Raw genomic sequence first — 9,902 nt, forward strand, 5'->3', positions numbered from 1 at the left:
CCATCACACTGGCCGCGTAGGCGTGCAGCAGATGATGGCGCCGCGTCCTTTCCACGCGGGCAAACCGGCAATAGCGATCCTCGCGCAAGCCGTGGCATCGTGCCAGTCGCTGCACACCAGCAGGTCGATGTCGGCCGGCGCCAGCCCGAAATGCGTCAGCAGGTAATCGACGCACTCGACTGGGTCGCCCTGATCGTGCTTCCTGCGGGTCAGCCGCTCGCGGGCGATGGCGCCGACCACGACATTGTCCACCAGCAGGCAGGCCGAGGCGTCGTGGCCGCTATGCAGGCCGATGATGCGAGTGCTCATCCGAAATTTCGCTCGAATCCGCCAGGCCGAGGTTCAATAACTGGCGAGTGTTTTCAATCACATCGGGGCAATGGAAGGCCTGGATCAACCCGTTCATCGCCTGGCCCAGGCGCTCGCGGGGAATGACGATCTTTTCCGCTAGGCGGTCCCGGTTGTCGTTCTTGTAGGCGATCAGGTCTTGCAGCGCCGCACGGGCGCAGGGCGCCAGCGGTAGGATCGTGGCCGGCCGATGTCACCCCGGTATCGGCAAGCTGCGGCGTAGGCCGCATGCCAGGGGTAGCCGCCGTACAGGCCGCAGATCAGCCGGGGCGTCAGTTCGCGCGTGATGGGCTCGCCCACCGTCCAGCGCTGGCGCAATGCCTCCTGCAGCTGCGGCACGATATGGCCATGGGCGGGATGCACGAAGACGAAGGATTTGCCGGCCGCGTGCCGGGTTTCGAACGACTGGAAAGCCGCCAGTCCGAAGCGATGCATGATGATCTGCGGCACCACGCGCCACAGCGGATCGTCCAAGTCGCCGTCGATGGCGGCCAGGTCGTCCAGCTTTTCGATGGCGCGCAGGCGGCGCGCCAGTTCGGCTGGCGTCGGGACGCCGTCCAGCAGGGTGAAACAGCCGGACAGCAGATGGGGCAGTTCTTCGGTATCAGTCATGGACATCGATGCTCACCTTGTCATCCAGAGCTTGCGCAATGGCCGCTGCATCGTCCAGGTCACGGGCCGCGAAGCAGATCTCGGCGATCCTGGCGTTAGTGCTGCAGATGTTTTCCGACAGCAAGTCGCCGGCTTGTTTGTGGACCGTCACCTGGTACGCGTGCGGCAACCGGCAGGCAAAGTTCGCCAGGCGGCCGGGGCGCCGCGCCAGCACATTCTTCTGCACCGTGAACGGCGCGAAAGACGGCGTGCTCCCGGCCAGTGCCAGGGCGGCATAGCTGGCAATGCCCGAGAATCGCTTGATCGCGCCCAGGCCGCTGCCGATGCGGCAGGAAAAATCTACCGCGACGGCGCGCCCGTCGACAACGATGAAGTCGAACTGACCGAAGCTAGTGCAACCGGCGCTGTACAGGGCCGCACACCAGTCGTGGATGGCTGCACACAAGGCAGGGTCCTGCGGCACGGCGATGTAACTGTCGCACACCGGCCGCCCGCCGATCCAGGCGACGATCTTGCGAAACAGGCGCAGCACGACCGGCCGGCCCTGGTGCACGAACACGTCGGCGCTGTATTCCTCGCCGTCCAGGTAGTCTTCCACCACCACCCGGGCGGCATCCTCGTCGAGCACGGCGCGCATGATTCGGCCGGCGTCGGCTTGCACCAGCCGGGCGATCGCCATGGGGTCGAAGCGCCCCGCTTCGGCGTGGCGCACGATGCCATAGCCGGAATAGGCCGCATCCAGCCGGGCCAGGTAGCGATCGGGATAAGGCGTGGCGACGTCTTCTAGGTAGCGCCGCGGCAAGCTATGCAGGCCGCATGCAGCGAGCCGAGCGGAGAGGTCGTGCTTTGAGCGGCTGGCGCGCAGCGCGTGCGGTGCAATATTGGCCACGCCGGCCCGGATCGCCCGGCTCACCCAGAATTCATTGAGCGGGATCACGGGCGCGCGGATTTGCGGGATGTCCTCGCTGCAGGTCACTAGCGCACGGTGCTGCGTCGGAATGTGCTCCGACATCGCCGCGTTTTCCAGGAGCAGCACTGTCATGCCGGCATGCGTGGCCACCGCCACGAACTGCGGGATGTCCTCGATCGAGGAGGCGCCCGCCACCACATAGTCGAGCATGGCTATGCTCCTGCGTTTGCGCGAAGAATGCGGCCGTCTTCAACAAACCCGCCTCCAGCGGCGTGGTGGTTTGCCAGCCCAGCACGCGGCGGCACTTTTCCAGGTCGGGCTGGCGCTCCCGCGGGTCGTCGACCAAGGCTGGAGCATAGTGCAAGGTGACCGGTTTTTCCAGCACCAGGCCGACCAGATGCGCCAGTTGGGCGACCGACACTTCGCGGTCCGCCCCCAGGTTCACGGGCGTGGCACAGTCGCTGGCCATGAGGGCGATCAAGGCCTCGACCATGTCGTCCACGTAACAGAAGCAACGCGTCTGACGGCCGTCACCGTAGATCTCGATAGGCGCGCCGTCGAGGATGCGGGTAACGAAATTGCTCACCACGCGGCCGTCATCGCGTTGCATACCGGGCCCGTAGGTATTGAAGATGCGCGCGATGCGCGTATCCATCTGGTACTGCGTTTGATAGGCCTGGACGAGTGCCTCGGCACATCGCTTGCCTTCGTCATAACAGGCGCGCGGGCCGATGGTGTTGACGTTGCCCCAGTAGTCTTCGCGCTGGGGTTTCTGTTGGGGGCTGCCATAGACCTCACTGGTCGACGCCAGGAGAAAACGGGCGCAGGTAAGCCGGGCGAGGTCCAGCAGGTTGCGCGTACCGATGATATTGGTTTCGATGGTCTTGACCGGGGCTTGCTGGTATTGCCGCGGCGAGGCCGGGCAGGCCAGGTTGTAGACCTGCTCGACCGGGCCCACCGGGGCGGAATCCAGCGGCTGCGCGATGTCCTGATGGAGAAAGGTGAAGCCCGCGAACGCGCGCAGCCGGTCGACCGCTTGCGCGCTGCCGGTCTGCAACGAATCGACACACACCACCGCGTGTCCCAGCCCGAGTAATTTTTCGCACAAGGCGGCCCCGATGAACCCCGCCCCGCCGGCAACTAAGATGCGCACGATCCCGATCCCTGATGATGCTTTGTTACGAATGTTGTTGCTGCCCGCACGAGGTGTCCTCGGTGGACAGCCCGATGAACCAGCGGAACAGAAGGTTGTAGGAGATCTGCTCAACTAGCTGGCGCTCGCTGCGGATGCTGTAGAGCACCTGCAACAGCATCGCACGCATCAGCTTCTCCGGCGCGATGCTCGGGCGCCCGCCCTTCACGTCAGCCTCGTACATCGCCGAGAACTTCGCGCCCATCTTCGCCAGCGCCTCGTTCATCCACTTGCGGATCGGGCGCAGCGGATGCGTCTGGGGCACGAACTCCTCCAACTTCACCGTGCTGAACAGCGCCTCGTTGTAGCTGTCGGCTCCTCGCATTCCTCGTCTCTCACGGTTGGGCGTTGCCCGCCATCCTCGCTGATCCCCGTGCAGCGCGCCAGTATTTCAACGGCCTGCTTAAAGCACAGGGTACCTGTTCACAACCTCGAAGCGGTACCAGAACTGCATCAGGCTCAATGTTGGCGAGCGCTGGAGCGCCACTCGCATCGAGGGACTGAAGACCATCGGCCAGGTGGCCTGTGAAATCATGGAGGAAGCGTCACGCAGCGAAACCTGACTGAAATCAAGTCAATGGCCGAGATGCGCGCCATGCGCTGCATCCAACGTGATCTGAATTGAGCAATCACGGTCAGGACATCGTGGCCGTCTGGCAGGCAACATCACAACCGTCGATCGAGTGATGCCATGAGCCAAGTCAGACCCAACACGAGCGCCTATGTCCAACGATTCAGCAAGGTATTCGAGTACATCGACGCGCACCTGGATGATGACCTCTCGGTGGAGAGTCTGAGCCAACTCGCGAACTTCTCGAAGTTTCACTTCCACCGGCAATTCTCGGCCTACACCGGCATCAGCGTTTTCAAATATGTACAACTCATGCGGTTGCGCCGGGCATCCCTTCGGCTCGCGTTTCACCAAGCCGACAGGATTCTGGACATTGCACTGGATGCTCGCTTCGAGAGCCCCGAGGCCTTTGCCCGGGCGTTCAAGCGCACATTCGGTCAGACGCCGTCAGCATTCCGGCGCAAGCCGGAGTGGCATGCTTGGAGCGCCTGCTTCGTCTTTCCCAATCTCGCAAGGAAGCCCATCATGAATGTGAAGATCGTCGATTTCCCCGAAACCCGCGTTGCGGCCCTTGAACATCGTGGTCATATCGGTCATCTGAACGAGACGGTGCGCGTCTTCATCGACTGGCGCCAGCAGACGGGTCTGTCTCCGGTTCAAGCCAGCAGAACTTTCGGCATCCCCTACAGCAACCCGGATACCACGCCACCGGACGAGTTCCGGTTCGACGTCTGCGGTGAGGTCGCGGCCCTGGTGCTGGACAACCCGCAGGGCGTGCGCAACAAGATCATCCCTGCAGGCCGCTGCGCCGTGGTGCGGCATCTGGGGTCGCCTGACAGGATTGGTGAAACCATCTACCCGTTGTATCGGGATTGGTTGCCCAAGAGCGGGAAAGAGTTGCGCGACTTCCCGCTGTTCTTCCACTATCTCAGCGTCTACCCCGAAACGCCGGAGCATGCATGGCAGACCGACGTGTACCTGCCGCTGAAATAGATCGCCCCGGCTGCGCCGGTGAAAAACAAGTGTCGATCATGGCGACGTTCAACTTTTCGGTGCTGCGCGACGTTCGTCTGCAAGGCCAATTCCCTGCATCGGACGTCTTCACCGTGCGCGATGGAAGCGAGTTGGCGCTGCGCTGGTATCCAGCACATGCAATTTGCATCTGATCCTGTTGCATGGCTCGGGAGGCGAAAGCAGCTACCTGCAGAAGTTCGACGAAACGCTCGCCGAGCGTGGGATCGCCAACGCGTCTATGACAGATTGACGCGGCCGTGCGGCACCGGCGAGACGTGGCGGCATCGACCATGTTGCCCAACTCGAAGAAAACCTTACCGACCTCGTCGCCGCACTGCGTCGCGAGGCCGGCCCAACTGCCGCATCGCGCCCGGTTGCCATTCTTCGGGCGGCAGCCTGACGCTGCGATTGCCGGCTGACGCCAAGCGCAAGAGGCCGATGGCCGCCCATTCAACGGTCTGGCATCTGTGGTTCCAGCCGCTGGTTCGATGCTCCTGGGGGCTTTGGCGTTGATTCTTGCAAGCCTTGTCGTCGATCACCCTTGGACATCGCATCCTTCAATGTCTTCTGTGGCTGCACTGTAGCCGCGGTTCGCGCCGCAGCGTCTGTACGCAACAACTCGACCAGGCGGGTGAGCGCCGGTGCGTGGGTGGTCGAGGGCATGAGCAACAGGGTTCGCAGCTTGGCGACACGCGGGGGCACCGTGGCCCAGGAAACCGCGTCCTGCTGCGCGTAAATCTCCAGCACCGAGCGCGGAATCAGGCTGGCCCCCACACCAGCAGCCGCCGCCGCGAGGATGGCGTGGTAGGAGCCGAATTCCAGCACGCGCGATGGCACCACGCGCAAGGTCTGCATCCACTGCTCGAAACGCCGGCGATAGGCGCACCCCTGCCCCTGGAAGACCAGCAGAGTCTTGCCGTTGAGCCGTTTCGGATGGTGTGGCAGCGGACAGCCGGCGGCCGCGACCAGGATCAGTTCCTCCTGGTACAGGGGCACGGAGGTGAAGCGTGCGTCGTCCACCTCATCGCCGACGATCGCGGCATCGAGCCCACCGGCTTGCAAACGCGCGATCAGTTCCCGGGATGGCGCGGTCTGCAATTCCACCACGACCTCGGGATGGCGTCCGTGGAACACGGCCAGCGGGCCGGGCAAGCGGCTGGCGGCCACGCTTTCCATCGCCCCCAGGCGCAGGCGGCCACAGACGCAATCCAGGCGCACTGCCGTGCGCGCCTCCTCGGCCAGCCCAAGCAGCCGGTCGGCGTATTGCAGCAGCACATCCCCGGCAGCCGTCAGCCGGAGCGAGCGCCCATCCCGTTCGAACAACTGGACGCCAAGCGACGCCTCCAATTGACGAATCCTGACCGTCACGCTGGATTGCGCGCGATGCAGTCGCGACGCCGCGCGCACAACGCCACCGGACTCGACAATGGCGCGGAATGTTTCAAGTTCACGCAATTCCATGATTCGATTCCATCGAATGAATACCGCTGAATTATTCATTTTACGCAATGGAACATGATGCCTATGATCGTTCTGTCGATGGCCCCTCCGTTCACGTCCAACCATGCGCAGCCCACTCCGATTTGCCCTCACCGGCATGACCCTGCTCGCCGTCGCGCTCGGCATCGGCCGCTTTCTGCTCACTCCCCTGCTGCCCATCATGCAGGCGGACGCCGGGCTGAGTCTGGTGGGCGGGGGCTGGCTGGCGTCGGTGAACAATCTCGGCTATCTGGCCGGTGCCCTGCTGTGCGCCGTGGTGGCCCTGCCGCAGCGGCAAGCGTTGCGCTGGGGGCTGGTGGCGATAACGTTGTCCACCGCGGGCATGGGCTTGACGCATGGCATGGTGCCGTGGCTGGCTTGGCGCTTGTTGGCGGGCGTCGCTGCGGCGGTGTTGGTGGTCCACGGCATCGCCTGGAGCATGCATCGCCTGCAGGCCTCGGGCCACCCCCTGCTCGAAGCCTTCGTGTTCACCGGCCCGGGTGTTGGCATCGTGGTGAGCGGTGTGGTGGTGGCAGGAATGCAGCCCTTGGGCGTGAGTTCGGCGGCAAGCTGGATCGGCTTCGGCCTGGCCTGCGTCCTGGCCACGGCGCTGATCTGGCGCACCCTGGACAGCGCCTCCCCAGCGGCAACGGCACACGCCCATGTCGCAACCACGGCAACGCCGACAGGTCCGGCATGGACGCTCATTGCCGCCTACGGTTTGATCGGATTTGGCTATGTGATCCCCGCCACCTTTCTGCCGGTCATCGCCGGCGAGCGCCTGCACCTTCCCGCACTGCGCGAGTGGTTCTGGCCGCTCTACGGTGCGGCGACCGTCGTCCTGACCTTGCTGCTGCCGCGCATTCTGCAGCGCATCGACAACCGCCGCGCGCTGGCCGGAACCTGTGTCTCGATGATCTTGGGCATCACCCTGATTCTGGTCTGGCCGAGCATCATCGGCCTCGCGCTGGCGACCGTGTTGATCGGCAGTGTGCTCATGCCCATCGTCATGGTGGTCATGCGCGAAGCGCGCCGGCTTGCACCGCACGACCACACCCGCCTGATCGCCGCGCTGACCACCGCGTTCGGCAGCGGGCAGATCGTCGGGCCGTTGACTGCGGCGTGGCTGGCCGTACGGCTGCACAGCTTCGATGCGCCGCTGCTGCTCGCGGCGCTGACCCTCCTTGCGGCAACAGGCCTTGCCATGGTGCGGACACAAAGTGCCATACGTCCCGTGGAACAGGGTGTTGGCGAATGGACTCCCGATGCCGCCGATGTAGGGTCTGGGTCTTGCGATGAACCATGAGGTCCATCATGCCGACGACGAATCCTGCTCTGGCGCGCGCCAACCGCTTCTGCGACGCGAACAATCTTCGGATGCCCATCTTGCTGGCGCCGATGGCAGGGGCATGCCCGGCTTCACTCTCGATTGCCGTTGCAAATGCGGGAGGGCTTGGAGCGTGCGGCGCGCTGCTCATGCAGCCCGATGCCATTCGGGACTGGGCATCGGCGTTCAGAGCGGGCAGCAACGGGGGATTTCAGATCAACCTGTGGATTCCCGACCCGGCGCCGATCCGTGACGGCCCAACCGAGGAGGCGATGTGTGCCTTTCTCGGCAACTGGGGGCCGCGACCCAGCCGCGAAGATGGCGATGTGCGGATGCCTGATTTCGCGGCGCAGTGCGACGCCATTCTGGATATCGGTCCCGCCGTGGTCTCCTCCATCATGGGGATCTACCCATGCGACTTCATCGCGAAAGCGAAGTCGCGCGGCATCCAGTGGTTTGCAACAGTGACCACAGTCACCGAAGCCCGCCGTGCGGAGCGCGCCGGTGCGGACGCCATCGTCGCTCAAGGCATGGAGGCGGGCGGGAATCGGGGTGCCTTCAACGCAGCACAAGCCGAGGCCAGCATGGTCGGACTCTTCTCTCTGCTGCCAGCCGTCGTCGATGCGGTGCATGTGCCGGTGATCGCCACAGGTGGCATCGCCGATGCGCGCGGTGTTGCGGCAGCGTTGATCCTTGGCGCGTCGGCAGTGCAGATCGGTACGGGTTTCCTGCGTTGCCCTGAAGCCGCGCTTGCGCCGGCATGGGCGGATGCGATCGGAGGCAGCCTGCCGGAACAGACGCTCGTCACACGCGCCTTCTCCGGTCGCGCGGGGCGCAGCCTAGGAGGCTGTCGGACTTGAACCCGAGCGAATCCGATTGATCAGTGCGACGCGTTTTTTTTGACAGCGGCGCGCTGATCGAACGCTCTCGATGGTTGGCGAGACACTGTGAGGGCACATGGGGCGGCCTGGGGACTCGGTTTTGGCGTGGTCGGGGCGCACTATTGCCCTCACGCGGCTCGCAGGACGTGCATGCGCTTGATGTTCCAAGCCATGGTCACCAAGCTCCATTCGCCTTGTGCCTTGGCCAGCCCGCGCATGCTCATCTGGCGCCAACCCATCACTTGCTTGATGATGCCGAACACCGGCTCCACTGTCTGCTTGCGCAGGCCGTACAGGGCTCGGCCTGCTTGCGTGCCCAGGCGGTGTGCCATCTGCACGAGCGGATCCGTCGTCTGGGGCTCGGGCACATCGGGTGCAAAGCGCCCCATCACCGGCGTGTGATGCGACTCCCGCTTGAGCGCCAGCAGCGGCTCGATACCCGCGTCGTTGCACGCGATCACGTTGGCTTGGCTGAAGAAGCCGTTGTCCGTGATGAGCGTGTGCACCTCGCCCAGCACCGCGGGTAACGCTTGGATCTGCTGCAGCGTAGGCACAACTTCGCGCTTGTCGTTGGATGCCTGGCTCACATGCTGGGTGATCACCATCATCGTCGCGATGTCCACGCCGGCTTGTGCGTTGTAGCTTTGCTCGAAGCCCCCACCCGACACGGGCATGATGCGCGACTCTTCATCCGTGAGGTTGACCTGATCGCTGCTCCGGGGGCCGGCCTCTGGCGGCTCAGGGTCCTTGCCGCGCGGCTTCTTGCCCGCCTCGCGCTGGGCTTGGCGCTTGGCGGTCTTGGCCTCGTACTCCTGCTGCTCGACCTGATGGCGTTCGCTGGCGCGCTGCTCGATCTTGGCCTTGGCCTGCGCGATTGCGCTCAAGCGATCTGCACGCAGGGCGATCTCCGCCGGCACATCCATGCCGTCGGGTACCGTCGCGCGGTCGCTGTTCTCTGCCAGCGCCAGCAGCGTTTGTACTTCCTGGCGCAGCTGCGCCTCGATCTTGTTGGCATGAGCCCACGACAAGGCCTTGTGCTTGCTGGCGTTGGCGTCGATCTTGGTGCCATCCAGCGCGATGTGTCCGAGCTTGAGCAGCTTCATCTCGCGCGCCAGAACCAGCACCTGCACGAACAGTGCCTCCACCTCCTTCAAGAAGCGGCGGCGGAACGTCGCCAGCGTGTCGTGATCGGGGTGGGTATTGGCCGCAACAAAGCGGAACGCCACCGAGTCGTAGGTCGCCCGCTCGATCTTGCGGCTGGAGTGCACGCCGTTGGCGTAGCCGTAGATCAGCAGGCCCAGCAGCACCGCCGGATGGTGCGCCGCCGAGCCCCGGCCTGCGTACTGTCGGGCCAGATCGCCCAGATCAAGCTGCTCGATGACTTCGACCACGAAGCGCGCCAAGTGATCAGTGGGCAGCCATTCGTCCACCGACGGTGGCAACAGATATGCGGTGTCTCGGTCAACAGGGACGAAGCGGCTCATCGGCTCGGGCTCTCGGTTGTGCAGCAGCAATTGTCTCGGATAGCGTCTTCATCCGGAAGACCGCAAAGTCCGACAGTCTCCTAG

General features: G+C 64.3%; 9 protein-coding genes and 1 pseudogene. 4 read left to right on the forward strand and 6 right to left on the reverse strand.

Annotated elements, in window-relative coordinates; translation table 11 throughout:
• Positions 1-3: 3 nt before the first annotated feature.
• The 4 genes and pseudogenes from THIX_RS12205 to THIX_RS12225 form a co-directional block, all read right to left on the reverse strand.
• Complete coding sequence (locus THIX_RS12205) at positions 4-309, reverse strand: carbamoyltransferase N-terminal domain-containing protein (RefSeq protein ID WP_112486454.1); 306 nt, start codon at positions 307-309, stop codon at positions 4-6.
• A 171-nt stretch (positions 310-480) separates the two neighbouring features.
• Positions 481-960 (reverse strand): hypothetical protein, encoded by a 480-nt coding sequence (locus THIX_RS12210; RefSeq protein WP_112486455.1) that lies wholly within the window; start codon positions 958-960, stop codon positions 481-483.
• Between the two features lie 920 nt (positions 961-1,880).
• Complete coding sequence (locus THIX_RS12220) at positions 1,881-3,023, reverse strand: NAD-dependent epimerase/dehydratase family protein (protein ID WP_371412905.1); 1,143 nt, start codon at positions 3,021-3,023, stop codon at positions 1,881-1,883.
• Positions 3,024-3,078: 55 nt separating this feature from the next.
• Positions 3,079-3,387 (reverse strand): annotated as a pseudogene (locus THIX_RS12225) (transposase); the annotation flags it as partial.
• Positions 3,388-3,753: 366 nt separating this feature from the next.
• On the opposite strand from THIX_RS12225, the gene THIX_RS12230 reads away from it, so the two are divergent.
• Complete coding sequence (locus THIX_RS12230; RefSeq protein ID WP_112486457.1) at positions 3,754-4,626, forward strand: GyrI-like domain-containing protein; 873 nt, start codon at positions 3,754-3,756, stop codon at positions 4,624-4,626.
• Positions 4,593-4,799 (forward strand): hypothetical protein, encoded by a 207-nt coding sequence (locus tag THIX_RS24250; RefSeq protein WP_146748537.1) that lies wholly within the window; start codon positions 4,593-4,595, stop codon positions 4,797-4,799. Before THIX_RS12230 ends, THIX_RS24250 begins: the two co-directional genes overlap by 34 nt.
• Before the next feature lie 298 nt (positions 4,800-5,097).
• Here the strand turns inward: THIX_RS24250 and THIX_RS12235 are convergent, their stop codons facing one another.
• Positions 5,098-6,108, reverse strand: coding sequence for a LysR substrate-binding domain-containing protein (locus THIX_RS12235; RefSeq protein WP_199195287.1), 1,011 nt, complete (start codon positions 6,106-6,108; stop codon positions 5,098-5,100).
• A 103-nt stretch (positions 6,109-6,211) separates the two neighbouring features.
• Here THIX_RS12235 and THIX_RS12240 point away from each other — a divergent pair, with 103 nt between their 5' ends.
• Together THIX_RS12240 and THIX_RS12245 are read left to right on the forward strand one after the other, a co-directional pair.
• Complete coding sequence (locus THIX_RS12240) at positions 6,212-7,432, forward strand: YbfB/YjiJ family MFS transporter (RefSeq protein ID WP_112486458.1); 1,221 nt, start codon at positions 6,212-6,214, stop codon at positions 7,430-7,432.
• A gap of 8 nt (positions 7,433-7,440) precedes the next feature.
• The gene (locus tag THIX_RS12245; protein WP_112488338.1) at positions 7,441-8,313 is read left to right on the forward strand and encodes a nitronate monooxygenase family protein; all 873 of its coding nucleotides are present in this window, start codon (positions 7,441-7,443) and stop codon (positions 8,311-8,313) included.
• Positions 8,314-8,462: 149 nt separating this feature from the next.
• Here the strand turns inward: THIX_RS12245 and THIX_RS12250 are convergent, their stop codons facing one another.
• Entirely contained in the window at positions 8,463-9,818 is a 1,356-nt protein-coding gene (locus tag THIX_RS12250) for an IS1182-like element ISThsp16 family transposase (protein ID WP_112484377.1), read from the reverse strand.
• Positions 9,819-9,902: the final 84 nt, after the last annotated feature.

This window comes from Thiomonas sp. X19, from assembly GCF_900089495.1.
Classification (GTDB): Bacteria; Pseudomonadota; Gammaproteobacteria; order Burkholderiales; family Burkholderiaceae_C; genus Thiomonas_A.